Origin of the sequence: Microcoleus sp. CZ3-B2 (genome assembly GCF_036705055.1) — a bacterium.
Taxonomy (GTDB): domain Bacteria; phylum Cyanobacteriota; class Cyanobacteriia; order Cyanobacteriales; family Microcoleaceae; genus Microcoleus.
This window is the reverse complement of sequence record NZ_JAUBTN010000045.1, coordinates 1-24,465: the sequence shown is the minus strand read 5'-3', so window position 1 is coordinate 24,465 and position 24,465 is coordinate 1. Positions and strand designations below refer to the sequence as shown.

The 24,465-nt window shown below is 45.6% G+C and carries 19 protein-coding genes and 1 pseudogene; 4 read left to right on the top strand and 16 right to left on the bottom strand.

Annotation, left to right across the window (positions count from 1 at the left end):
* Window positions 1-135 precede the first annotated feature (135 nt).
* The 6 genes from QUA97_RS19180 to QUA97_RS19155 all read right to left on the bottom strand — a co-directional run bounded on the left by QUA97_RS19180 (window position 136) and on the right by QUA97_RS19155 (window position 7,689).
* On the bottom strand, window positions 136-2,796 hold the full coding sequence (locus QUA97_RS19180; protein ID WP_333195582.1) for a GAF domain-containing protein: 2,661 nt from the start codon (window positions 2,794-2,796) through the stop codon (window positions 136-138).
* 411 nt (window positions 2,797-3,207) lie between these two features.
* Window positions 3,208-3,507, bottom strand: a complete 300-nt coding sequence (locus tag QUA97_RS19175; protein WP_194068155.1) for a hypothetical protein — start codon at window positions 3,505-3,507, stop codon at window positions 3,208-3,210.
* Window positions 3,504-4,637 carry a glycosyltransferase gene (locus tag QUA97_RS19170; protein WP_333195581.1) on the bottom strand — a complete coding sequence of 378 codons (1,134 nt, stop codon included), beginning with the start codon at window positions 4,635-4,637 and terminating at the stop codon, window positions 3,504-3,506. Before QUA97_RS19170 ends, QUA97_RS19175 begins: the two co-directional genes overlap by 4 nt.
* 13 nt (window positions 4,638-4,650) lie before the next feature.
* Window positions 4,651-5,292 carry a DUF4291 domain-containing protein gene (locus QUA97_RS19165; protein ID WP_194068153.1) on the bottom strand — a complete coding sequence of 214 codons (642 nt, stop codon included), beginning with the start codon at window positions 5,290-5,292 and terminating at the stop codon, window positions 4,651-4,653.
* 195 nt (window positions 5,293-5,487) lie between these two features.
* Window positions 5,488-6,639, bottom strand: coding sequence for an NAD-dependent epimerase/dehydratase family protein (locus QUA97_RS19160; RefSeq protein WP_194068152.1), 1,152 nt, complete (start codon window positions 6,637-6,639; stop codon window positions 5,488-5,490).
* Between the two features lie 459 nt (window positions 6,640-7,098).
* Window positions 7,099-7,689 carry a chromophore lyase CpcT/CpeT gene (locus QUA97_RS19155; protein WP_333195580.1) on the bottom strand — a complete coding sequence of 197 codons (591 nt, stop codon included), beginning with the start codon at window positions 7,687-7,689 and terminating at the stop codon, window positions 7,099-7,101.
* A gap of 841 nt (window positions 7,690-8,530) precedes the next feature.
* Here QUA97_RS19155 and QUA97_RS19150 point away from each other — a divergent pair.
* A complete protein-coding gene (locus tag QUA97_RS19150) occupies window positions 8,531-9,748 on the top strand; it encodes a sensor histidine kinase (protein WP_194068150.1) in 1,218 nt (405 codons plus the stop codon).
* A gap of 325 nt (window positions 9,749-10,073) precedes the next feature.
* Here the strand turns inward: QUA97_RS19150 and petL are convergent, their stop codons facing one another.
* Entirely contained in the window at window positions 10,074-10,175 is a 102-nt protein-coding gene (petL, locus tag QUA97_RS19145; RefSeq protein WP_194010188.1) for a cytochrome b6-f complex subunit PetL, read from the bottom strand.
* An 80-nt stretch (window positions 10,176-10,255) separates the two neighbouring features.
* Here petL and aroB point away from each other — a divergent pair, with 80 nt between their 5' ends.
* Window positions 10,256-11,350, top strand: a complete 1,095-nt coding sequence (gene aroB, locus QUA97_RS19140; protein ID WP_194010187.1) for a 3-dehydroquinate synthase — start codon at window positions 10,256-10,258, stop codon at window positions 11,348-11,350.
* A 347-nt stretch (window positions 11,351-11,697) separates the two neighbouring features.
* On the opposite strand, the gene QUA97_RS19135 is transcribed toward aroB, so the two are convergent.
* Entirely contained in the window at window positions 11,698-12,468 is a 771-nt protein-coding gene (locus QUA97_RS19135; protein ID WP_194068149.1) for a tetratricopeptide repeat protein, read from the bottom strand.
* A 195-nt stretch (window positions 12,469-12,663) separates the two neighbouring features.
* On the opposite strand from QUA97_RS19135, the gene QUA97_RS19130 reads away from it, so the two are divergent.
* Window positions 12,664-13,503 (top strand): SPFH domain-containing protein, encoded by an 840-nt coding sequence (locus QUA97_RS19130; RefSeq protein ID WP_194068148.1) that lies wholly within the window; start codon window positions 12,664-12,666, stop codon window positions 13,501-13,503.
* On the opposite strand, the gene folP is transcribed toward QUA97_RS19130, so the two are convergent.
* From folP to QUA97_RS19110, 4 genes are all read right to left on the bottom strand, one after another.
* The gene (folP, locus tag QUA97_RS19125; RefSeq protein ID WP_194068147.1) at window positions 13,494-14,363 is read right to left on the bottom strand and encodes a dihydropteroate synthase; all 870 of its coding nucleotides are present in this window, start codon (window positions 14,361-14,363) and stop codon (window positions 13,494-13,496) included. The genes QUA97_RS19130 and folP overlap by 10 nt on opposite strands.
* 179 nt (window positions 14,364-14,542) lie before the next feature.
* Complete coding sequence (locus QUA97_RS19120; RefSeq protein WP_194068169.1) at window positions 14,543-15,103, bottom strand: Uma2 family endonuclease; 561 nt, start codon at window positions 15,101-15,103, stop codon at window positions 14,543-14,545.
* A gap of 269 nt (window positions 15,104-15,372) precedes the next feature.
* The gene (gene tpiA, locus QUA97_RS19115) at window positions 15,373-16,098 is read right to left on the bottom strand and encodes a triose-phosphate isomerase (RefSeq protein WP_194010184.1); all 726 of its coding nucleotides are present in this window, start codon (window positions 16,096-16,098) and stop codon (window positions 15,373-15,375) included.
* 68 nt (window positions 16,099-16,166) lie between these two features.
* Window positions 16,167-16,352 (bottom strand): PCP reductase family protein, encoded by a 186-nt coding sequence (locus QUA97_RS19110; protein WP_194010183.1) that lies wholly within the window; start codon window positions 16,350-16,352, stop codon window positions 16,167-16,169.
* Between the two features lie 420 nt (window positions 16,353-16,772).
* On the opposite strand from QUA97_RS19110, the gene QUA97_RS19105 reads away from it, so the two are divergent.
* Window positions 16,773-17,519, top strand: coding sequence for a uracil-DNA glycosylase family protein (locus tag QUA97_RS19105; RefSeq protein ID WP_333195579.1), 747 nt, complete (start codon window positions 16,773-16,775; stop codon window positions 17,517-17,519).
* A 759-nt stretch (window positions 17,520-18,278) separates the two neighbouring features.
* Here QUA97_RS19105 and QUA97_RS19100 read toward each other — a convergent pair.
* The 4 genes and pseudogenes from QUA97_RS19100 to QUA97_RS19085 all read right to left on the bottom strand — a co-directional run.
* The gene (locus tag QUA97_RS19100; protein WP_333195578.1) at window positions 18,279-22,094 is read right to left on the bottom strand and encodes a GAF domain-containing protein; all 3,816 of its coding nucleotides are present in this window, start codon (window positions 22,092-22,094) and stop codon (window positions 18,279-18,281) included.
* 296 nt (window positions 22,095-22,390) lie between these two features.
* Window positions 22,391-22,513: a hypothetical protein gene (locus QUA97_RS19095; RefSeq protein WP_255515887.1), complete on the bottom strand. Its 123-nt coding sequence runs from the start codon at window positions 22,511-22,513 to the stop codon at window positions 22,391-22,393.
* Window positions 22,514-22,638: 125 nt separating this feature from the next.
* Complete coding sequence (gene psbC / locus QUA97_RS19090) at window positions 22,639-24,018, bottom strand: photosystem II reaction center protein CP43 (protein ID WP_194068142.1); 1,380 nt, start codon at window positions 24,016-24,018, stop codon at window positions 22,639-22,641.
* Window positions 24,019-24,174: 156 nt separating this feature from the next.
* Window positions 24,175-24,465 (bottom strand): annotated as a pseudogene (locus QUA97_RS19085) (photosystem II D2 protein (photosystem q(a) protein)); the annotation flags it as partial.

Genomic DNA, 24,465 nt, shown 5'->3' with positions numbered 1-24,465 from the left:
ATAAATACTAACTTTTTTAATGTGGCATGATATCCATTTTTTCATATCTTTATACTTATCAACTCTGTCATAAGGAAGATATCAAAAATTATTCTAATCTTTTTAGATTTTAACACTCGGATATGATACAGTAGACTATTTTGTTGTCATAGTATGAACGCCGTCCCAATCGTCGGGCGGGGCTACTTCCAAATAACTGAGGGATCGCTGTAGATGAACTTCCACAGGTCGATCGCCCGGTCGCATCGCTAAAGCCGCTTCAAAATAACTAATAGCTTTCTGAAAATTTCTAGCAATATAAGCATACCGACCGTTACTGTAAAGTTCCAAAAACCTTTCGGTTTCGCAGTCAAGGGGATCGGTACTATTTTGCAGCAGCTCGTAAATTCCCACAGGCTGATTTTTGCCCTTAACTCGCACCTTATCCAACTCTCGCACCCAAATTCCTTCGCGGCACAAATTGTAGGTAAATTCACTCAAAATAATATCGCAGCCGTACTCTTTTGTAAGCTGTTCCAAGCGCGAACTCAAGTTTACTGCATCGCCGATTACCGTGTAATCCATCCGTTTTTCCGAACCAATATTGCCGGAAACGACTTCTCCCGAACTAATCCCTATTCCGAAACGAAACGGAACTTCCGTGGGGCGAGAATCATTAAACTCTTTCAAACGCCTCCGCATATCTAAAGCCGACTGAACCGCCATCCAACCGTGACTTTCGGGAGGATTCAGCGGCAGCGGCGCGCCGAACACGGCCATTAAAGCATCGCCGATAAACTTGTCTAAAGTACCTTCGTAGTGGAAAACTGCCTCCACCATCGTCTCAAAATATTCGTTTAGCAGGGATACCACATCCGACGCTCCCAAATTTTCAGTCAGCGTTGTGTAGCCGCGAATGTCGGAAAATAAAATAGTAACGTCTTTGCGTTCGCCCACCATCAGGGCTCCTTCGCCCAGGGCCATCACTTTATCTACAACTCCGGGAGTCAGATAGCGGTACATCGTATTTTTCATCCGCTTTTCGCGGCTGATGTCTTCGAGTACCACTAAACCGCCGCGCACGCCGCCTTCTGGATTGATCAGCGGGTTAACTGTCAAATTCAAACTGCGTTCAATTAGTTTAATTTGAGATTTCTTGATGGGTAAGGGACAATAAGGGTGATTCCGGGCAGAATTCGGCAGCGAAAATAGAGATTGGGAGTTAGCTAATTCTGCTAGAGCTACTTCTTCGGTCCAGGCCGTGTTTTCGCCCCAAGCGTAATATAAATTCGGATCTGTGCGATCGGGCACGGCCAAAATATAGCTGTCTTCTGCTGTTTCTTCTGCGGATGCTGCAGAACAAAATGTTTTTTCCACCAACAGTCCCACGGTTAAACTTTGTTCGGGAACGTAATGTCGGGCTGCATGGTTGAGACTATCTTCGAGTCTAAATTGCAAATTATCGATCGGCAAAACTTCCCAAACATAACGATCGATCAGTTTTTCTTCCCAAATCTGGGGATGGTGTTTGCCTTTGGCTTGATTTGGGGGACAGCCCAACAATTCTAGCGCTGCTTCGTTAATTGTGACGATCCGCCCCTGCAAATCGGTAGAAATCACTGCATCTGACAGACTTTGCAGCATATCTTTTTGATACTGCTTTTCCACCATCACGTTCTGAAACAGTTGAGAATTTTGCAGCGCCATTCCGGCTTGGGAATTAAACGCTCGCAAAAACTCTTCGTCGGAAGCGGTGAAAGTGCCTTGATTTTTATTAATTAGCTGAGTTACCCCGATCAGCTCACCTTTAGCGTTATGCACAGGCATACACAAGACAGTCCGAGTGCGGTATCCGGTTTGCTGGTCTGTAGATGGGTCAAAGCGGGGATCGTCGTAAGCATCTGTAATGTTTAGGGGTTGACCGGTCGAAGCCACGTAACCGGCAATTCCTTTATTGGCAGGAATGCGAATTTCGACGATGGTTTTACCGTCGGCTTTGGCGACTTTTGTCCAGAGTTCGTTGGTTTCCCGATTTAATAAAAATAGCGTGCTGCGATCGGCCTGCATCAAGTCGCGAGCTTGATCCATGACTGCGCGCAAAGTTGTTTCCAAGTCAAGACTTTGACCTAAAGTTGTGGTGGCTCTCAAAAGCGCGGCCACTCCTCGCTGATTGCGGGCGACAACGTAGAAAGATTGACAGCTTTCGAGAATAATCCCGATCGAATCTGCAAAAGTCTGAAACTGCTGTTCGTCTTCCTCGGTAAAGGGGACATTGCCAGCTTTATTTAACAGTCTGACCACCGCTACGGGTTCGTTTTGGCTCTTGCTGCTAAAAATCGGCATACAGAGGATGGTCTCGATTTGATACCCCGGCGGTTCGTCTACTTCGGAATTAAAATGCTCGTGCGATCGAGCTTCCGTGACATTGATCGATTTTCCGGTAGTTGCTACGTAGCCTAAAATGCCTGCATCCATAGGCAAGCGAACTTCTACATCTTCGCCCGTGAGCGCGTGGGCTCTTTTGTGCCAAAGTTGATTTTTGCTGGAGTCAACCAAAAAAATTGTTGTCCGGTCTGCTTGCAGAATTTGACCAATTTTGACAGTGAAGGCATCTAACAGTTGCTCTAAGAGAGTTTCGAGTGCGTCATTGTTAATCAGGTCCATCGCCCGGATAAATTGCTGAAATTCTGCCGTGATAAAGTCCAGCAAGCACACTAATTCAGGAACTGGCAGGCTCTTAACACGGGAGGTTAATGCCCCCATAAAATTGACTTGAGTCAGTGTAGCCAGAACGCTACCAGCATTGGAGAATGTCATGATTAACTGCTTGCTCAGAGGGGTAGACAGACCTGCTGGTCGATCGGTGCTAAATTCTGCGGCGGTGCAAACTATTTAAGTTGTTTGCTCCAAAAGCCTGTACTTGCTTGTAGCTTTGAGGAATCGCGAGTTTATTTTTTGGCCGCAACTTCAGTTGGCTTTTTAGATATGCTGGATCGTTTTTTTTACAATATCGATACCAATTTGGGTTCGTGAATTAAAGCTGAACTTGAGTGAGGAACACTGCCAGCTTCAAAATTAACTTGGAGGCTGGTGCGATCGAGCGCGGGCAATGTAGATTTGACGCTATGTAAGGGGGCTGCTACGCAATCTGACTGCTTTAGCGCCTTCGGCTACCGTATCCGGTCTGCTGAATGGCGGTATTTTGTCACGGGCGAAGCATTCCAAATGCTACTCATAGTTTAATGGTAAACGCAACAACACGATAGCTACAGCAATTAAAGCCGCCAAAAATTTCGATTCGATCGGTCTTGGAGAAAGCGGGTTTTCGCGCGCCAACGGACGATCGGGCGATCGGTCGGGCTGTCGGTAGCAAAAAGCACAACAGCTTCTAACAGAGGACTTCGATCGCGTCCGGTGGATTAATCGCAATAAATCAGGTTCGCAGTGCGGACTTGCATACCCACGCGCGAATCGGCTCGATCGAGAAACCAGGTTTTTAGCATCGCCAGCTTTGACTGCAAAATTCACGCAGCAGAGGGCATCGACTGGGCAAATACCACCGATTGATAGTAGCGCCGCAGTTGTGCGGTAGCAGCGCCCCAACCCCAGCGTTCAGCTTCACAGCGAGCGTTTTGGCGCAGGGTTTCCCGTTCTTCGGGATTGGCAAACAGGCGCTTTGTAGCAGCCAGAGCTCCTGCTTCATCATCCGGGTCAAATAAATAGCCGTTAACCCCATCGGTGACGATATCGGGAATTCCGCCGCTGCGCGCCGCCACTACGGGCGTTCCTGCAGCCATAGCTTCTAGGAGCACCAAGCCTAGGGTTTCGGTGCGGGAGGGAAAAATGAAGGCATCGGCAGATGCGTAAGCAGAAGCTAGTTCTTGCCCCTTGAGGTAGCCGACAAAATTAGTGGGGGTGTCAGCAAAATATTGTTCGAGGGTTTGTCGGTGCGGCCCGTCTCCCACGAGGGCGAGGCGGGCATCGGGAATCGCGGCGAGGACTGGTTTGATCGACTCGATTTCTTTTTCGGCACCGAGGCGGCCGACGTAGAGTAGTAAGGGGCTGTCTGGGTGATTTTCTGACAAGCGCGATCGCATTTCTGGACTTGCCAATTCCGGGACAAACATTTCAGTATCAACGCCCCGCTGCCACAAGTCTACCCGATCGATCCCGTGATTTCTGAGTTCCTCCACCATTGCTGTAGAAGTGCACAGATTTAATTGGGCTTGATTGTGAGCACCTTTAAGCAATTCCCACAGCAAAGGTTCGAGCATTCCAAAACCGTAGTGGTGCAAATATTTAGGTAAATGCGTGTGGTAAGAAGCCAAAATCGGAATATTAAACTTTTTGCCGTAATATATGCCGCCCAACCCCAAAATAGCGGGATTGACAACATGAATAATATCCGGTTTAAACTGCTCTAATTCGCGACCGACAGCCGGAGAAGGAAGTGCCATTTTCAACTCCGGGTACATCGGCAAAGGCAAACCCTCCACACCGTAAACCCGAGCGCCTTTGTACTCTTTTATCCCGTAATCTGGAGAAAAAATCAGAACTTGTTCGCCCGATCGCTGCAAATGATCTACAGTGTGAATCAGGCGCGTGACAATGCCGTCTATTTTCGGCCAAAATGTTTCAGTGAACAGAGCAATTTTCATAAAAATAAGTCAATTAGAGAACCGATAATCCTAGCCTGTGGCAAACATCGGGGTCGGTAACAGGATACACTGTCTCGCGGGGAGTAAGTAATTCCGAGCGATCGGCTTTTGTATTGTAGTGATGCTGTTGCTGCACGAATTCGGAAATATCCTCAATATTCACAATCCAATCTCGCGAGTAATTAGCTAAAACACTGCCGCGCAAACCCAGTTGAATTGCCCGCCGTTCTAGTTTTGCTCCACTTGGATGATGATCCGGATCCCATTGCAGCCGTACAGCAGAACTTTTAACAGCTTGTTGCCATTCTTTTTCGCTTCCGTACACTTCTGAAACGAACTTAGAACCAACGGCAGATGCTAAAATTTCATCAAAGGCGGAACGCTTCAGCCAAACAGCCAGAATTACTTCTTGTCCGGGTTTTGTTCCCCATCCCGATCGATACATCATCCATAAAAAGTTCGGCTTAATCCAACTCATGCGGTTCAGACTGAATTCACCGCCAAAATAACCGTGTTTTGCAGCAAAAAGACCGATCGCCGGACGGTAAGCTTGGTAAACTACAACAGTATTATCATCAAATTGCGCCAGAATGTGACGACCTGTTTTCGGCCATTTACTCCCTTGATTTAAATAGGATTCTGTTAGCAGCTTCATCACCAGTAATTACGAGATATAATTTTTAAATTAACCGCAGAGGACACAGAGGACACAGAGCAACAGAGCCAAAGATAGAGGGAAATCCATTCAGAACTTGTAAACCCTTCTCTTCCCTTCTTTTCTCTTCCTTTGCGCCCTTTGCGCCTTCGCGGTTCGTTAAAAAAACTCTCTCCCGCAACTAGAAACCCAAAATTACCTGTGCCAAGAAACCTTCGGCAAAATCTGGTTTTTATCGACGCGGTGCTGATATTTTGTAGCAAAATTCAGCAGAGAATCGAGCAACGAATCTGAGAGATAGTGCGGCTGCAAACCTAGTTCTAGCAAGCTGGTGTTTTTGGCATTGAAATAATGTTCTTCTTTCTCGACTCTGGGATTTGCGAGGTTGTTGATTTCTACTTTTAATCCCATTGCCGTGCCTGCTTTTTGCACCAACAAGGCTAAGTCGCCGACGCTGAATTGTTCGGTGAATTGGTTGAAAACGCGGAATTCTCCGGCGGAGGCGGGGTTGGCGATTGCTAATTCCACGCAGCGCACTGTATCCCGAATGTCTAGGAAGGTGCGGGTTTGTCCGCCGGTGCCGTAAACTGTCAGGGGATGACCGATCGCAGCTTGGATGCAAAATCTGTTCAATGCCGTACCGAATACTCCGTCGTAGTCCAAACGGTTGATTAACAGTTCGTCCATGCCGGTTTCTTCTGTGAGCACGCCGTAGACTACGCCCTGATTTAAGTCGGTGGCTCTTAAACCCCAGATTTTGCAAGCAAAATGGATGTTGTGGGAGTCGTGGACTTTTGACAGGTGGTAGAAACTGCCCGGTTGTTTGGGATAGGGTAGTGTATCTTTGCGGCCGTTGTGTTCGATCGTAATGTAGCCTTCTTCAATGTCAATATTCGGGGTGCCGTATTCGCCCATTGTCCCCAGTTTCACTAGGTGACAGTCGGGGAAGTCTTCGCGCATGGCGTACAGCAGGTTGAGTGTCCCGACGACGTTATTGACTTGGGTGAGGACTGCGTGTTCGCGATCGATCATCGAGAAAGGTGCCGAACGCTGTTCGCCAAAATGGACGATCGCCTCTGGTGCAAATTTTCTCATGCTTTTGCTGAGAAAATCGTAGTTGGTGATGTCACCGACGAACAAGTCGATCGACTTACCCGTTAAATCTTGCCATCGCTGCAGTCGTTGCTGAATCGGCGCGATAGGAGTGAGGGTGTCGCTGCACAGTTCCAGATCCCAGTGCCGCCGCACGAAGCTGTCGAGGATGCCAACTTCGTGACCTTTTTGAGAAAGGTAGAGTGCGGTTGCCCAACCGCAATAGCCATCGCCACCAATAACCAGGACTTTCATTAAAATAATGGGTAGAAACCCCGTCCTTCTAGGACGGCTTTACATCAATTTAAATCCCCTCGCGGGGTGGAGGGGTATGGTTGCCCCTCCGATGAGGTATGGTTGCCTCAAACTCCCATTTCTGGGGTAAAGTTAGCTTGTCGGTCAAGGTTTTAAGAGCTTTTTAGACTTGCAGCACTGTTTCTGTTACCTGGAAACTGTTTAACTGCAAATGACAGAGCGGAAAACTAGCTACGCATTCTCCGGTGTCGTGACTCAAAAAACGCAGTCAGTTAAGACTTAGGCCCGTCAAGACGGCTTTTGAGATTTCTCTTCCAAGCCTCACGCCGTCAGGGCTGAGGTTCCTGACAAATCAACGGTGAATCTTGCTTGCCAATACTGGGTTAATGTACCAGGTAATGGTGCATTGTGAACCTTTAATCGAGCGCGATCGCCCAAAACATACTTTGTTTTTCGGCATTAAACCTGAATTTCGTCGGCGAAACTGGCGCGCCTGGTGAATTCAAAGGGGCCAGCCAGGGCTCCCCAGACGTGGGCGTCGGTTTCTGGGTCGCGCCCGCGATCGTGGCTGATAAATTTGTCTCCATCGATCTCGAATTCGCTGTCTAGATAGGTGTTTTTGCCGTTTCTGACCACAGCGCACCCTTTTCCGGGTTCGACAACGCCCTTGAAGCTGCTGCCCGTCCAGTGCGTGATAAAGGTGCAGCCAGGGAGCAGTTTGAGTTGTGCTGTTTTGATTTCTTGCAGCCGTTGGGGTTCGCGGGATGCGCCGTAGAATTGTGCTTCATTTTCGATCGCATAATTTTCGATGTCGATGCGATCGCCCGCCGGGACTAATTTTAACACTCGCACTCGGTACGGAGAGTTGATCTCGATGTCGTAGGCTTGTTCTAGATAAAGACTTACTCCGTCCAATATCTCCACGGGTAATGGTCTCATACAGACGCGGATGTGCGCGAAAAAAGGCGGATTTTCAAAGGCTTGGGCTTGATTGCTGAAGTCGGCCGCCATCCAGCGGGCGAGGGTGACTATATCGGTGGAATGAGACATATCTATTTTAGATTTGGGATTTGAGATTTTGGATTGGGGGGAGTAGAAGTTATTTTAGATTAAAGCGACAGCGTTCGATCGACGATTTGGATCTCCCACTTATTGAAAAATTCGGGTTTAGGGATTTTCTGTTTTGTTGGATATTCTCAATCAGTAAATCAATTAAACACAAAACTTGAGTTGGATAAATATTTGATTGATGCGTTAACCGCAAATTTCAAGCCGACCAACACAGATGGACGCAGATGGATTTAATAATTATTTGAAAGCGATTGAGGACAAATCGAGTCTAAAATATAATACAACTTACTCACGGGTGTCATCACCTTTGTGTTTTTCCCAAATACTCTTGGGGATCATCTGTAGTTTTGCATTTGTAGTGCTGTGTTGCGATCGAGTCTTCGATAGCTGTCTTGTGCGAGATAGCACTCGAAAAAAAATGCTTTGCGATAGAAATGAGATGCTCCCTACTTTCATTCAAGGCTACTTCAACGACAAAAATCCGGTTTTTTAGGTATTGATGCGTAAGTCATATACAATATCGAGATCTACTCAATTTTTTTTCCAGTCTGCTTGCGATGCTTCGATCGCCCATGTCACACATAGAACTAATCGGTTCGCTAATTTTGCTAGTTTAACCAAGCTTCGCAGATGTTTTCTCATTAACGTAGCTCCGGTCTCCTTAACAACTATGTGGCAGATAAATATCAATTGTATCTATAGCAATTATCAAAAAAAGTAAAGTGTAATCGCGATATATATCGATTATTCATTACCAAACAAACCAGTATTTTTGGTGTTAAAAATGAGTATAGGCTTTTTGTCAGGAATATTTTAATTTATGAGCGTCGATCTTTTCTTTTTAATTTCATTGTTATTGATTGCGTTGGGAGCAGGATTTATGCTCTTGTCAATCATCAAAACTCAAAAAATCTTAGATTTACTACAAGAACACAGTGGCTACCTAGCTTGGAAGATACTGCGGTTTTTGATGGTGTTTTTTCTACTGGGATATTGTCTAGCTTTATTCTTACTTATTAATCAACAGTGGCAATTCCTTCCTATTTTGATTGGCTTAGTATTTTGCCTGGGTTCACTATTTGTTCTGCTTAATGTTAATATCTATCATTACACGTTCCAGCAATTATTAGCAACACGAGTTACTCAAGAGGTTTACCGTCGCGCTCAAATCGCAACAGAGACTACCTTAATTGAGCTAAAAAAAACCCAAGCAAAGCTGATTCACAGCGAGAAAATGTCCAGTCTAGGACAAATAGTGGCAGGTATAGCCCACGAAATTAACAATCCCATTGGTTTTATTCACGGCAACCTTAGACATATCGAGGAATATACTCAAGTAATACTGCATCTGATACAGCTTTATCATAAATACTTACCACACCCTCCTACTGAAATTAAAACTGAACTAGAGGCGGTGGATTTTGATTTTGTGAAAAAAGATATTACCAAAATATTACAGTCTATGAATGTCGGCACTACCCGAATCAAAAATATTGTATTATCGTTACGTAACTTTTCTCGTTTAGATCAAGCTGAGTTTAAAAAAGTCGATATTCACGAAGGAATTGATAGCAGTCTGTTAATTTTAAGTCATCGCTTGAATGCTACTTCTACTCGCCCGCAAATCTCAATCGTCAAAAAGTATGAAGCGCTGCCAAAAGTTGAGTGTTGTGCGGGACAATTGAACCAAGCATTTATGAATATTATCGCTAACGCTATTGATGCAATTGATGAAAAAAGCGATGGAGAAAATACTAATCAAGTTGAAACAAAGGTAGGTAAGATTACTATTCGGACATCTGTAGTGGATGGATTTATTCAAATTGCGATCGCCGATAATGGATGTGGCATACCAAAATCGATTCAAGGGCAAATATTCAATCCATTTTTCACTACAAAGGAAATCGGTAAAGGTACAGGGATGGGACTATCTATTAGCTATCACATTATTTGCGAAAAACATCACGGTCAGCTAAATTGTTCCTCAAGTCCCGGAAAATTAACGGAGTTTACAATTTTGATTCCAATCAAAATGTGAGGGTTGGTATGCCGTAATATAGCCTTTTTCAAAAAGGTGAGGAGTTGAAATTATAGATGTTTAGGTTTCGCTGAGTACGAGTTATAGATTCTTTGACTTTGTTCGCGAAGCAGAAAAATTTAAAAGTTGTACAGCGAAGCCGAAGCATCTATAATCTTTTTGAGAAAGGTTATATATTAAGCCTCTTGTCGAATTGCGCGATCGGCCGAAGTATTGGCGGGCTAAATCTAGAGGAAAAGTTCAAGATTTTTTGCACGAATACTTCGGCCGAGCGCACATTTTACCAGAAATTTAATGTTCTGGTTTTTACATCGAAGTTAGTAAATTAGATGAGTTTGACAGCCCGCAGACCAAACATGAGCACTGTGGCCAAGCCGACCATGCCGCCGAAAATCCCAAAATAAGCTATTGCTCCGGTAAGACTCATTGCAATTTCTCCCAAACAATCAATAAGAAGACATACACTAAGAACTATAATCTATAATCTAATATCTAAAATCAATAAATATGCACTCAGTGATAAAAGTTGACTTGGGGCCGCAATCTTACAATGTTTGCGTGCGATCGGGCGGTTTAGACGAACTCGGCAGTCGGATGGGCGAGATAAATTTGGGTAAAAAAGTGCTGCTGGTCTCGAATCAGTCGATTTTTCGGCATTACGGCGAAAGAGCAACAGCGGCCCTCGAATCTGCAGGTCTGGAAGTTAGTAGCTGCATCTTACCACCGGGAGAACAGTACAAAACTTTAAATTCGATCCAGAAGATTTACGGTGCGGCTTTGGCCAATCGCTTGGAACGTTCTTCGACAATGGTGGCTTTGGGCGGCGGGGTAGTTGGGGATATGACGGGTTTTGCGGCGGCTACTTGGCTGCGGGGAATTAATGTGGTGCAGGTTCCGACTTCGCTGCTGGCGATGGTTGATGCTTCTATTGGCGGGAAAACGGGGGTAAATCATCCTTTGGGGAAGAATTTAATCGGGGCTTTTCACCAGCCGCGTTTGGTTTTGATTGACCCGGATGTGCTCAAAACTCTGCCGGCGCGGGAGTTTCGTTCGGCGATGGCGGAAGTGATTAAGTACGGGGTGATTTGGGATGCGGAACTTTTCGCGAAGTTGGAGAATTGCAAGCGTTTGGATCAAATGCGCTATGTGAAGGCGGATTTGTTGGCGGAAATTTTGAGCAGGTCTTGTCAAGCTAAGGCTGATGTGGTAAGCAAGGACGAGAAGGAATCTGGTTTGCGGGCGATTTTGAATTACGGTCACACGATCGGTCATGCTGTGGAAAGTTTGACGAATTACAAGGTCATCAATCACGGGGAAGGTGTGGCAATTGGTATGGCTGCGTCTAGCCGGTTGGCTGTGGAGTTGGGTATGTGGGACGCTGAGTGCGATCGCCGCCAGTCTGCTTTGATTGAAAAAGCTGGTTTACCTGCCAAGTTGCCTGCTGGTGTGGATGTTGAGGAGATTTTGAATACTTTGCAACTGGATAAGAAGGTGCAGGATGGTAAGGTGCGGTTTGTGCTGCCGGTGCGTTTGGGCGAGGCTGCTGTGAGCGATCGGGTGGACGGAGATGTAATTTTACAAGTTTTGAGGGAAATGCTTTAAGAAGTCATTAGTCAGTAGTCATTAGTCATTAGTCATTAGTCATTAGTTAGTAGTTAGTAGTTAGTAGTTAGTCGTTAGTAGTTAGGGCGGGCTGAATAAGTAGTCCTGCAAAATTAATTACACAATATTTCACGTGAAAGCCTTACCTAGCAAGGAGTTTTTATGTAATTAATTTTGTGTAGTTACTTAAGTCGGAGAAACCTCAAGATCGATCGCACATTCAATCCGCCGACGAGCATAATTAAGATTGGTGCGACAGTTTTGAATCCAAGTTTTCAGAGTCACAAAACTTACATTCAAAACTGTCGAACCGGGTTAATTCCAGGTAGATCGGACAAGGTACGGTTTTAGGAACCGCTCGACTGCGAATTCATTTCTTCCAAAATTCGATCGACTTTAGTAGCGGCTTGAGTTCTGCCCTGCTTGATAAATAACTCCTTAGCTTTTTTGAGACTGGCTACTGCTTCGGCTTGCTTTTCCTTGTCTCCTTGCTGGTACAAACCGACTCCTAAATTGTTTAAAGCATCGGGATATCGATCGTTAATTTTAACTGCTTGTCTCCACTGCAAAATTGCCTCTGGCAACTGCCCTTGACTTGCCATCGCCACGCCTAAATCGTTGTAAGCTTTGGCGTGCTGCGGGTTGACTTCAACTGCTTTTTGGAATTGGACGATCGCATCGCTCATTTTACCTTGCCCGGAAAGCAGATTTCCCAGCTTATAATAAGTATCAGCTTGTTTCGGATAGCGAGCGATTATTTGTCGGTACAAAACTTCGGCATTGACCAGATTTCCTTGACCGTAGAGGTCGTTGGCTGTTCTCAAACCCACCGTGTAGCCTTTACCTACAACTTGGCACTTTTTCTCGGAATTGCCTTCCTGCTTGCAAATCCTGAGTTCGTCTCCCTTCATTTCGTAGGATATAACTTCGCGCACGGCAGGCCCCCGGCGCGGTGGCTGCGAGTTCTGCGACTGCAAGTTTTGCGAGAGTTGCAGGGCGATTGGTTCAGCTTGTACCGGTTGGGCTACTGCAATGTGGCAGATTCCTGCACCCGCCAAAATGCTTGGGGCGATCCACTTTAAAGGTTTGAACAAGCGAAACTCTCGATCGTTTTTCATTTTGGTGGAAATGTGTTTTTGATATCCTGCGGTCAAATCGGGTACGTTAAGTCCGGCACATTAAGTCGGAGGCAATACGAGTAACTGTTAGAACTTATTAACAGTCGTGATATTTTAGCACTGTGCGGCTGATTTTGAGTTAAATTAGATTATATTTCCGATCGATTCTCAGTCAACCTTAGCAGGAAAGTAGAAATGGGGCCGTCTATTCTCACCATGCTCGTTACGCTCATCCTCGGCTACACTCTTAACTCAAGCGTCAAAATAATCAGCGGCGGAGATCAAGCTTTAGTCGAACGTTTGGGTCAATACAAGCGAACCCTCCAGCCCGGATTCCACTTTATCAGTCCTTTGGTCGAAAAAGTAGTCTGCGTGGACACAACCCGCGAACGAGTTTTAGATATTAAACCTCAGTCAGCAATCACGGGAGATAATGTGGCCCTTGAAGTCGATGCCGTTGTGTATTGGCGGGTTGTAAATTTGCAGAAAGCTTATTATGGAATCGATCAAATTGAAAATGCGATCGCCAACTTAGTTTTAACGACGTTTCGCGCCGAAATTGGTCGATTACCCATGCAAGACATCTTGGGTTCCCGAGATGACATGAATAAAAAGTTACTCAAGAAGTTGGACGAAGCTACCGAAACTTGGGGCGTTAAAGTAATTCGCGTAGAAATTCAAAGCATTACACCTCCAAAAAGGGTGCAAGAAGCTATGGAATTGGAGCGGGCTACCAAGAGCGAATGGCAAGCAATGGTCAATAAGGCGATCGGCACTAAAGAGTATATGAGACTTTTAGTTGAAGCTTTAGACTCCCATCCCAATAGCAAGCAAGTTTTGAATTACTTAGTAACCGAAAAATACTTAGACGCTCAACAAAAATTAGGCGAAAGCGACAACGCCAAAATTTTGTTTATGGATCCGAGAAACATGACAGAAGCTCTCAACGAATTGATGGGTTCTATGCCGGATATCGAGCCGCACGCTAACGGGGGAGAACTCAAACTAATCGACCAATCAACCGCTCAAGATTGATTTCTGAAGATAGCGTCGGCCACCAGACAAACATCGTGCATTTCTCTGACATCGTGAACTCGCAAGATATCTGCCAAATTTGCGATCGCACCTGTACAAGCCGCCGCTGTCCCCCAAATTCTTTGTTTAGCTTCCGGCTGCTGCAAAATCTGACCGATGAAGCTTTTGCGAGATACTCCCACTAAAATGGGACAGTCCAAAAAACTAAATTTTGGCAACTGTTGCAGAATTTCCAAGCTTTGACTGTAAGTCTTAGCAAACCCAATACCGGGATCGATAATTATCTGAGATTTGTCAATTCCCGCAGCAACTGCTGCCGCAATTCGGCTCTCTAAAAATCCCCCAATTTCCCCAATTAAATCCCGATAGTCAGTTAGTTTTTGCATCGTCTGGGGAGTTCCCCGAATGTGCATCAAAATTATCGGCACTTTCAACTGAGCAACGGTTGACAGCATTTGGGAGTCAAAAGTTGCTCCCGAAATATCGTTGACAATATCAGCTCCGGCCTCAACAGCAGCCCGAGCAACCAGCGCTCTGGTAGTATCTACCGAAATCGGAACTGACCCAAAAACATCGGTTTTTTGTCGCAGTATTTGTACGAGAGGTATCACGCGATCGAGTTCCTCTGAAGAGGATATTTCTGCTGCACCGGGCCGCGTAGATTGACCGCCAATATCAATAATATCTACGCCAGATTTTACCATATTTTCAGCTTGCGCTAAAGCAGATTCTATGGTATAGAAATCGCCACCATCGCTAAAACTGTCAGGGGTAATATTCAAAACACCCATTAAATAAGTGCGTTTTCCCCACTCGAAAGCTTTATTTCTAATAATAATTTGGGCTGAGTTAGGTGTCATGGCGAGTGAGATGTTAGATTCGAGATTTTAGGTTGGATATCCTGTCCGGTAGATTAGCATAACAAAAACGTTTGGTAGTGCGGACTCGCATTCCGCAGCCTGAAAGCGGACTCGCATTCCGCACTACGAACCATTTTTTAAAATGAGGTTTTTATAAAGTCTGATATGTCCAAGATTCTTCAACCAAAACTCAACCAGCTAAAAACATTATCAACGGTCAATTCTAACTCAATTCCATTAATAATTGGCAACCGATCTGTACCTCGGTACAATTCTACTTTTTGTCCGGGAAATACAGCTAAAATACTTTCTTCCTCTGGAGCTAGCAACCAACCCAACTCAGTACCCTGTCGCGAAGAGTGCAGCAATTTACCAAGAACTTTTGTTTGGCTTTGGTTTGGGGATAAAATTTCGATCGACCAATCTGGATTAATTTCAAAGATGTTGGCAATTCTACCCGAAGGCAAAAAAGGAATTCTTTCCCATCGGAATACTGCTATATCTGGTACGATCGCCATACCGCCAAAAGTGCAGCGCAATTCGGGAAAAGCCTTAGCAATTTTGCGAGTTTGCGCTACTCGATCGATAGTCTCGCAGAGTGCGCCTCGAAGTATGCTATGTTCGCCTTGAGGCATGGGTTTTTGAAGGATTTCTCCGTCAATAAATTCTGAGGCTGGTTCAGTTTCAGGAAGTTTGAGGAACTCCTCTAAAGCGGGTTTGGCTTGCACGATCGCATTCATGGAACAATTCTCTCGATCGGAGAAATACTCAAAGGCACATGACAATTATAGGCGATCGCTCGAACGTCGTATTATTGATCGTCCTCAAATAAGTCCAGCCGTTGACATCAAGGGAATTGAAAGAAGCTGGTAGCCCAAAAGGTGGTTAGTTGCCCCATCATCAACTGGGTACTGGAAGATTTTGGGGTAACTCGCAAAGATTGTCATTTCTCAACATCAAAACGCCTCGTACAACCACCAATTAGCAATTACCAATTAGCACATACTAATTATTTATAATTGACAATTCGAGCAAAGCTCGCAGCTTCCAAACTCGCACCGCCTACCAAAACTCCGTCAATCTCAGGCATCGCCATAACTTCATCAATATTCTCACCTTTAACAGAGCCGCCGTACTGAATCGGCACGTCAGGATTAGTCAATTTAGAGCGAATCAAACCAATAACTCGGTTAGCTTCCTTGGTTTCGCAAGTATCGCCAGTGCCGATCGCCCAAATCGGTTCGTAAGCTATTACTAAGTTATTTTGGTCAACACCAACCAAATCCTCAGCCAACTGAGAGAAAATATGAGCTTCTGTTTCCCCTAAATCCCGCTGCTGCTTCGTCTCTCCCACGCAGAGAATTGGAATTAAGCCGTATTTCTGAGCAGCTTTCAGCCGCAAATTCACCGTTTTGTCAGTTTCCCCAAAATATTGACGGCGCTCGCTGTGGCCGACGATGACGTAGCGAACCCCAATTTCTGCCAACATTAGCCCGGAAATTTCGCCAGTAAAAGCTCCCGACTCTTCCCAGTGAACATTCTGAGCACCGAGTCTGATGCGGCTACCGTGAAGGTTTTTCGAGAGGGCGCTCAAATCTGTAAAAGGAACGCAAAGCACGACTTCCCGTTCCTCTGGGGTTTCCGTCAAGCAGGACATGAATCCTTGAAGAAACTCTAGGGATTCTGCCCTAGTTTTGTACATTTTCCAGTTGCCAGCTATAACAATTTTACGCACTACTTTTTTAAATCCTTGTCCTTACAACGCAATATATAGTCTAAAGCTTTAGGGTACATTTCGATCCCTTATTGCCCAAACTCGATGCGAGCTTGCTCAACTAAGTCAACTGTGACTACATCGGTTTCGGCGGTGCGGGCCAATTGCTCGATGCGGACGCGGGCTTGTCCCCGGACAAAATAGGGAATATTTTTCAGCTTAGCCTTGGCTTGGGGCGTCCATTTTAAATCGTCTGAGAATTCGGAATCTGGCATGGCGTATGGGTCGATCGATTGCAAGCGCTCAGTTTGCTATTTTGAAAACAGCCTGTATGACTGAATTTACCATGTTCAGGCGCGGGCGATCGAACTGGGCTTGACTCGGCGGTTAAAACCGAGACTCTACATCAACAAAGCTAATCGTAGTCAGGGGGCCCGAATCCTTGAGTAGGCGACGAAAATATTCAGCCCCCTGACGCACCCTACAATAACTGCCCAAAAGAAATAGCCGCCACAAAGACGATGATTGGGGAGTGAGCGGTATGTGCTTGTTAAGCAAGACAACAAATCGATGGAGCCACCGAGAGGTTATCTTTGAGAATCAGAAGTTTCTGCTGCGGCTCGTCTCAACCGTTAGACAGCCAGATTCCCTGTTAAACTATAAGAAAGACTGTCTCAGTTGAGACCTCCTTAATAATGTCTGAGAAAAGTTTGTTATATGAAATTACTCACTGCCCTCATGCACGGAAATGTCTAGAAGATCCTTCTACAGAAAATCCCTGCCGTGACATAGTTAATTCTCAAAAATCCCTCGATTTAGACAAGTTTCAAATACCTGAACCTTGGAGTGGGCAGATCGAGGAAGCGCCTATTCTTTTTTTGAGTTCAAATCCATCAATTGGTTCTGATGAAGTCTACCCCACTTGGTGTTGGTCAGATAACGATATAAACAATTACTTTAATTATCGTTTTGGAGGAGGGCAAAAGGATTGGATTATCAATGGTAAACAATCCTTGATGAAGGATGGGACATATAGTCGTGCTGTTAAGTTTTGGGCAGCAGTCCGTAAACGTGCGATTGAATTATTGCAACGGGATGTTAATCCAGGAATTGATTATGCTCTCACCGAAATAGTACATTGCAAATCTCATTCTGAAATTGGCGTAGAACAAGCTCAGGATCAATGCGTAAAAGCCTATTTATTGAGGACTTTAGAACTATCAAGAGCAAAAGTCATTGTGGTTCTAGGAGCTCCTGCGCGCCAAGCGATCCAAAGTCAATTCAATATTTCCTCAACAGCTTCGATATCCGAGTCCATTAAAATCGGGGACTATGAAAGATTTTTTGCTTTTCTTCCACATCCAAATGCGCGCAGGTATCGCTCTTTTCTTAGGTGTTTACAAGATGATGAACTTGAAAGTCTACGTGCTTCTTTGCGATAGCATCAAATCATAGGGAGAGACACGGGCAGTCGCACAAGCCCATCTACACCAAGCGTCGCAAGTCTATCGGTGAAGTAATGCTGTAGAAAACAGCGATCGCTAAACCTATTGATATTACTCGTTAAGCAATCTTTGCCACAATACCCTCACTTCTTCCTGATCCAACTCAATCCCCAATGAATATAGAACAAGTAGATGCACCCTGATGACAACCTTCGGCTTTAAGCTGAAGGTTTTTTATTATATCACCAACTCTTCAAAGTGATTCAAACATTGCTGAAAAATCTGGTAACGCCGCACACTCTTCCTCAAATGCTTCCGCATCCCCCACATCTTCAACCTCGTATTGCATAATGCGGCCAGGGGACTGTTAGCTAACCGTAGGGTGCGTCAGGGGGCCCGAATCCTTGAGTAGGCGACGAAAACATTCAGCCCCCTGACGCACCCTACAATAACTCGGGGAGGACAACACTAATGACTGATGACTAATGACTAATGACTGATGACTGATGACTAATGACTGTTGACTGTTGACTGTTGACTGCTGACTGTTGACTGTTGACTGTTGACTGTTGACTGTTGACTGTTGACTGTTGACTGTTGACTGTTTTTAGTGGTCAGTGGTTATTTGTTAATTATTAGTTGTTCGTTCTAATTACCAATAACAACTAACCAATAACAACTAACCAATAACAACTAACCAATAACAACTAACCAATAACAACTAACCAATAACAACTAACAACTATTGACTATTGACTATTGACTAATCGGAATCTCGATTACAAACTCAGTACCTTTGCCCAATTGAGAACTACACTTAAAAACACCGCCGTGTTTCTCTACCACAATTTGGTAACTAATTGACAGTCCCAATCCAGTACCTTTTCCCACCGACTTAGTGGTGAAAAAAGGGTCAAATATGCGTTGTATCATAGATTCCGAAATTCCCGGGCCGTTGTCAGAAATCAGAATCACCGCACTAGGAACATTGCCATTAAGTTGACCCACAGCACTAGAGATTTTAATTTGAGGAGTCACAGATTTACCAGAAAGCAACTTTTCCGACTCCAAAGCATCGATCGCATTTCCGATGACATTCATAAACACCTGATTTAACTGTCCCGCATAACACTCAACCAGAGGCAAAATGCCGTACTCTTTAACTAGCACAATATGTGCACTGTCGGGATTAGACTTCAACCTGTGCTGCAAAATTAACAGCGTGCTGTCAATGCCTTCGTGAATATCAACCGCCTTCATTTGACTTTCGTCCAGCCGAGAGAAATTTCTCAAAGACAGAACAATTTGACGGATGCGATCTGCTCCCACCTTCATCGACAATAGCAATTTAGGCAAATCTTCCAGCAGAAATTCCAAGTCAATTTCTTCGGTCAATTCAGCAATTTCAGAACTAGAATCTGGATATTGCTGCTGGTAAAGTTCCAGCAAAGTCAGCAAATTTTCAGTATAATCACTGGCGTGATTGAGATTTCCGTAAATAAAATTAACGGGATTGTTAATTTCGTGAGCAATGCCTGCCACCAGTTGCCCCAAACCCGACATTTTTTCAGTCTGAATCAATTGAGCTTGAGTTTGCTGTAAATCCTTTAAATTTTGAGCAATTTGTGCGGATTGTAGTCTCGTTTGATCCAGCAAATCGGCTTGTTGGATAGCTACACCTAACTGATTGGCAACTTGAGCTAAAAATTTAACTTCTGAACTTTCCCAGTAGCGCGGCCCAGAATGTTGATAAGCTGCCAGCAAGCCCCAAAGTTCCTGTCCCAAAAAAATTGGGGCGATCGCATAAGCCTTCACCTGAAATTGCTCTAAAATACCGACGACACATTCCGAGTGACAAGCTTGATAGATATCGTCAACGGCTAGAGTTTGATTATTGCGATACCTGCCGCCTCGGTGTTGCTGCAAATAAGTATCTTCCCAAACTGTATTGATATCTTCCCCTACCAATTTTTTCCAGCCATCCTTGACAAACTCAGCAACATATTCGCCGCCCCAATCAGGATTAAAGTGATAGACAGCCATTCTATCGACTTGCATAAACTGACAAAGTTCTTGGGTTGCCGTCTGAAAAATCAGGTTCATATCGAGAGATTCTCGAATCTTTGTCACAACTTCAAACAGTATCCGCTGTTGCTCAGATGTCCTCTGGAGGTCGATCGTTTGCTGCCGCGTTTGAGCGAGCAAATCTGCTTGTTCTAATGCAACGCTCAACTGAGCTCCAACTTGCGTCACAAATTGGATTTCCGAAGTATTCCAATTGCGCGGGCTGTCGCATTGGTGCACGCACAGCAAACCCCAAAGTGCGCTGCCATTCATCATTGGCATAATTATTTGCGCCTTAATTTGAAATTGAGCTAAAAGAGCAGTGTGGCAGTCTGAGAGTCCCGCAGTTTCGATGTGTGGCAGCACTTGAATTTGTCCCTGACTGTATTTTTCTGCATACTTTTCGCTAAAGAAACGATCGTAAACTTTCACATTGATTGCTGAATCAAAAGCTGGCAAAACAGCTTCGGCAATAAATTCGCCTTCATTGAAATTTAAATCAGGGTCGAAGCGATAAATTCCAACTCTATCTGCAGTTAAAATCCGCCGCAGTTCTGTCGTTGTCGTGCAAAAAATTTTATCTAAATCGAGGGATTGTCGAATCTTAGTAACCACCTCAAATAGTATCCGCTCCTGCTCGGCTGCCCGCTGCAAATCAACTGCTTGCTGCTGAGTTTGAGCGAGCAAATCTGCTTGTTCTAGGGCGATGCTGAGCTGAGCGGAAATTTGGGTAACAAACTGAATTTCCGAAGATTCCCAGTTGCGGGGAGCCGAACACTGGTGTACGCACAGCAACCCCCAAAGGTCGTTGCCTTTCATTACCGGTGCAACTAAAGTAGCTTTCACCTGAAATTGATCTAATATTTGCCGAAAACAATCTGGGAGTCCGACCTGTGTGATGTCGGGTAGTGCGTGAACTCGCCCCCGAGAGTAGAGCAGGGCGTATTTTTCTCCAAAGCAATGATCGTGTACTCTGACTGCCATTGCTGACAGAAAATCTGGCAAAACATCTTCGGCAACAAATTCACCATCCTTAAATTCTGATGCAGGATCGAAGCGGTACACCCCAACGCGATCGGCATTTAAAGCCCGTCGCACTTCCTGGGACATCGTGTTAAAAATCCTGTTCAAGTCTAGGGATTCCCGCATTTTTGCCACTACTTCAAACAGCACTCGCTGCTGTTGGGTCAACTGGTGCAGTTGATCCGTGCGCTCTTGAACTTGATTTTCTAAATTAACATTAAGTTCATCTATTTGTTGGTGAAGCTGTGAGTGGTTAATCGCCTGAGAAAAACTTCTGCCAAAAGTTTTTACTAATTCAAGTTCTTCAGGATTCCATTTGCGAACTTGGGCGGTTTTTGACTCTTTCCACATTTCAAAAGATATCCGAGATTGGGCGAGCCGCCCGTCGGCATCCAACTGTCCGGCCCAGAGAGTTTCGGTGTCAAATTCTTCTCGAAAAATGCTCAAGTAACCGAATATTTGCTGACTATTTCTGAGCGGTACGATTAAAATGCTACGAATTTTGGTCGATCGAAATGCAGGTTGCAGGCTTCTCAAAGTGCTAATTTTGTACAAGTCGGGAATTTCCCAAACCTGTTGCTCGCCGGATTTAAAATATTCGTGCCAGACGCTGTATTGCTCTACCTGCTGGTATTTTGCCGAAATTTGCATCCTCGGCCCGGAGCCACAAGTGTAGACTTTGAGTGTGGGAGTGGAATTGTTCGAGTCGGGATCTAAACTGGTGATTTTGCTGTCGAAAATGCACAGCCTGCCGCCGGCTCCGGCTAGTGCAGCTACACATTCTGCCAAAGCTGCTTGCAGTTCCATCGCGGGGTGGGAGTGCAGGGCTGCGGTGACGCGGTTGACGGCAGCTTCCCGCTGAGCTTTGGCTTGGGCGAGGGCGAGGAGGGTTGATTGGGCTATGGCTACGCCGAGCTGATCTGCCACCATCTGAACGCCTTGCAGTTCGTCTTCTGCGACACTCCGGGATTCGGAGTGGTGAGATACCAACAACCCCCAGAATTCTGCGCCGTGAAAAATTGGTACTGCCAAGGAAGCCTTGACGCCGAGTGCGCTCAAGTATTCGGCGTGGCAGGGGTCGATCGGTCTGTACCGCACTTCGTCGGGCAGCAGTTGGCCCGAAACCGCGTCGCGGCGGGGACTTTGGCCGAGCAGCCCGGAATCGATATCGGCGATCGATCGCACTTTTAGTTGCGCGAACAGTTGGCGGGCTTCAGGGGGAATATCGTCTGCTGGAAAATGCAGTCCCAATAAAGATGGCAAGCGGTTGCCGTTAATTGATTCGGCAATCACTTCACCGCTGCCGTCGCTATGAAATTTGTAGATTTTAACTCTGTCTGTTCCCAAGAAGGATTGAACTTCTCCTGTTGTGGCATCGAGAATTTCTGGCAGTTCTAGAGAGTGGCGAATGCGGTTGGCAATGCGATCGAGTAAATTTGCTCGATCGTAACTTACCTGGACATTTTCGATTTTTAATGAGTTCATTATTAATTTTTTGCTTTCCCAGCAATAAGAGTAAGCGGCTCAAAAGTTTTGTGCGTGTTTAAAAAATTGTCAAGCACAGTTATTTAATCAAAAATATGAATATCCTGAGAACAATCGTCGATTTGTTTTGTACCGCTACCGAGCTGCCTTCAAACAGCAACTTCTGATGACTTTTTTCAATTTTGTGCGATTAAAACTTTTGTACCTTAATTAAATATAAACTTTGTAGACCCGGCCTTGCAAGCTCTTTACCCTAAAGCATGAAAAATGTCAAGTGTCAAGACTTGCAGAATTATTTATAAAACGGTCGATCGACCGTAACACCAATTTTTATGCGATGTAGCGTCCTGAGAGTTAGGACGTTCTTGATTGCCCAAAGCCATGCAGTCTATTGCTTCTTTCTTGTTCCATCCATCCATCCGTTACATCCCGTACATGGCTCGTTGCCGAATTTCCTTCTGCTATATTTACTCAAAAAAAGCTCCTGCTTAACCGCAGGAGCTTTTTTTTGACTAGACCATCAAATCAGCCTAAGCTCGATCGATTAGTCCAAGTCAGGCATAGAAAGTACCGCTTCATTTTCGCGATCGATACCTCTCTCAAAACCAGCAACAGCAGCGCGAGCGCGACCCGCGTGCCACAAGTGGCCGACCAAGAAGAAGAAACCCACCACGAAGTGGAAACAGGCCAACCAAGAACGAGGAGACGTGAAGTTAAACGAGTTAACTTCAGTTGCCACGCCGCCCACAGAGTTCAAAGAACCCAAAGGAGCGTGAGTCATGTATTCAGCAGCGCGGCGAGCTTGCCAAGGCTGAATATCGTTTTTGATTTTGTTCAAGTCCAAACCGTTAGTACCGCGCAAGGGTTCCAACCAAGGGCCTTGGAAATCCCAGAAACGCATCGTTTCACCGCCGAAAATGATTTCGCCAGTAGGAGAGCGCATCAGATACTTACCCAGACCGGTAGGGCCTTGTGCAGAGCCGACGTTAGCACCCAAGCGTTGGTCGCGGATCAGGAAGGTCAAAGCTTGTGCTTGAGAAGCTTCCGGGCCCGTCGGGCCGTAAAATTCGCTAGGGTAAGCAGTGTTGTTGAACCAGACAAAGCAGGCGGCGATGAAACCCATGAGGGACAAAGCGCCCAAGCTGTAGGACAGGTAAGCTTCACCAGACCAGATTAAGGCACGGCGAGCCCAGCCGAAAGGCTTGGTCAAAATGTGCCAAACACCGCCACCGATACAAATCAAGCCGAGCCAGATGTGACCGCCGATGATGTCTTCCATGTTGTTGACGCTGACAATCCAGCCTTCGCCACCCCAAGGAGAACGAGTCAAATAGCCAAAAATCACGGCAGGATTTAGAGTGGGGTTCGTGATAATACGCACGTCGCCGCCGCCCGGAGCCCAAGTGTCGTAGACACCGCCGAAGAACATGGCTTTAGCAACCAGCAGCAAGCAGCCGCCACCCAATAAAATCAGGTGATAACCGATGATGTTGGTCATCTGGTTTTTGTCTTTCCAGTCGTAGCCGAAGAATGAAGAATATTCTTCGAGAACTTCCGGGCCGCGAACGGCGTGATAAATGCCGCCCAAACCGAGAACAGCAGATGAAATCAAGTGAAGAACGCCGACTACGAAGAACGGGAAGATATCAATGACTTCACCGCCAGGGCCGACGCCCCAACCCAAAGTAGCGACGTGGGGCATCAAAATTAACCCCTGTTCGTACATGGGCTTTTCTGGGATAAAGTGAGCGACTTCAAACAAAGTCATTGCTCCGGCCCAGAACACGATCAAACCAGCGTGAGCCACGTGTGCGCCCAACAGTTTGCCGGAGAGATTGATTAAACGAGCGTTGCCAGACCACCAAGCGAACCCAGAGGATTCTTGGTCGCGACCGCTTACATAGGAATTAGAGAGCGTTACCACGCGGTAGAACCTCCAACGATGTTAGTTTTGGGATTTTGGTTTTTTTGTGCCTCGGGCGATCGCGGGTTCACCGCGATCGCCCGAGGCACAGGTATTTGGATTTCCAATTAGAATTTAAAAAACTTAAATTAATCTGAAATCCAAATCCTGATTTTTTTAAAGTGCGTTACCGCGAGGAAGAACTTCTTCTGGGAACATGAAGTTTTCGTGAGGTTGGTCGATCGGAGACATCCAAGCACGAATACCTTCGTTAATCAGAATATTCTTAGTGTAGAACGTTTCAAACTCAGGATCTTCAGCCGCGCGCAATTCTTGAGAAACGAAGTCATAGGCGCGCAGGTTTAATGCTAAACCTACGATGCCAATGGAACTCATCCACAAGCCTGTGACAGGTACGAACAGCATGAAGAAGTGCAACCAACGCTTGTTGGAGAAGGCAATTCCGAA

Coding starts and splice junctions, on each gene's coding strand:
- QUA97_RS19180 (WP_333195582.1), bottom strand. CDS start 2,796: ATGACATTCTCCAATGCTGGTAGCGTTCTGGCTACACTGACTCAAGTC.
- QUA97_RS19170 (WP_333195581.1), bottom strand. CDS start 4,637: ATGAAAATTGCTCTGTTCACTGAAACATTTTGGCCGAAAATAGACGGC.
- QUA97_RS19165 (WP_194068153.1), bottom strand. CDS start 5,292: ATGAAGCTGCTAACAGAATCCTATTTAAATCAAGGGAGTAAATGGCCG.
- QUA97_RS19160 (WP_194068152.1), bottom strand. CDS start 6,639: ATGAAAGTCCTGGTTATTGGTGGCGATGGCTATTGCGGTTGGGCAACC.
- QUA97_RS19155 (WP_333195580.1), bottom strand. CDS start 7,689: ATGTCTCATTCCACCGATATAGTCACCCTCGCCCGCTGGATGGCGGCC.
- QUA97_RS19150 (WP_194068150.1), top strand. CDS start 8,531: ATGAGCGTCGATCTTTTCTTTTTAATTTCATTGTTATTGATTGCGTTG.
- petL (WP_194010188.1), bottom strand. CDS start 10,175: ATGAGTCTTACCGGAGCAATAGCTTATTTTGGGATTTTCGGCGGCATG.
- aroB (WP_194010187.1), top strand. CDS start 10,256: ATGCACTCAGTGATAAAAGTTGACTTGGGGCCGCAATCTTACAATGTT.
- QUA97_RS19135 (WP_194068149.1), bottom strand. CDS start 12,468: ATGAAAAACGATCGAGAGTTTCGCTTGTTCAAACCTTTAAAGTGGATC.
- QUA97_RS19130 (WP_194068148.1), top strand. CDS start 12,664: ATGGGGCCGTCTATTCTCACCATGCTCGTTACGCTCATCCTCGGCTAC.
- folP (WP_194068147.1), bottom strand. CDS start 14,363: ATGACACCTAACTCAGCCCAAATTATTATTAGAAATAAAGCTTTCGAG.
- QUA97_RS19120 (WP_194068169.1), bottom strand. CDS start 15,103: ATGAATGCGATCGTGCAAGCCAAACCCGCTTTAGAGGAGTTCCTCAAA.
- QUA97_RS19110 (WP_194010183.1), bottom strand. CDS start 16,352: ATGCCAGATTCCGAATTCTCAGACGATTTAAAATGGACGCCCCAAGCC.
- QUA97_RS19105 (WP_333195579.1), top strand. CDS start 16,773: ATGTCTGAGAAAAGTTTGTTATATGAAATTACTCACTGCCCTCATGCA.
- QUA97_RS19100 (WP_333195578.1), bottom strand. CDS start 22,094: ATGAACTCATTAAAAATCGAAAATGTCCAGGTAAGTTACGATCGAGCA.
- QUA97_RS19095 (WP_255515887.1), bottom strand. CDS start 22,513: ATGGATGGATGGAACAAGAAAGAAGCAATAGACTGCATGGCTTTGGGC.